Source organism: Candidatus Symbiothrix dinenymphae (assembly GCF_001431085.1).
Window position 1 is genome coordinate 1 of record NZ_BBRU01000481.1, and the last position, 402, is coordinate 402.

The window sequence follows — 402 nt, forward strand, 5'->3', positions numbered from 1 at the left end:
TGTCTGACCCCAAAATCCGATTTGCTATTGTTTCTACTTTGGGAACGCCTTTGGAAATAAGTTTGGCACCATTGGCAGCATACAAAAATGACGAACCGGATCCATCGGTTCCATTGGAAATCCCTTATAAATTTACAGTCCCGCCTGCTGAAGAAGGAGCAGGACCGGCTAATAAAAACCCCTCCCTTGATAAAGATTCCATCGATGATGTAGGGCATAAAGCTACATTTGTGCGAATGATATCTTCCAATTTGGATAGTTTGCATGTAAATTTCAAATTGGGAACACCACCAATTGATGATTTTAACAATAAAACGGTTAAAGACCTTTTTGACGACCCCCGATATCCCATACAAAGCCTTGCTTCGGATGCTATATTTTCCTTGCAGCCCAATATAGAAA

General features: G+C 40.8%; 1 protein-coding gene. It reads left to right on the forward strand.

Translation table 11 applies throughout. From position 1 onward, the window contains the following. The coding region (locus tag ASC50_RS05225; protein WP_158648479.1) for a hypothetical protein at positions 1 to 402 on the forward strand (402 nt) is incomplete at both ends.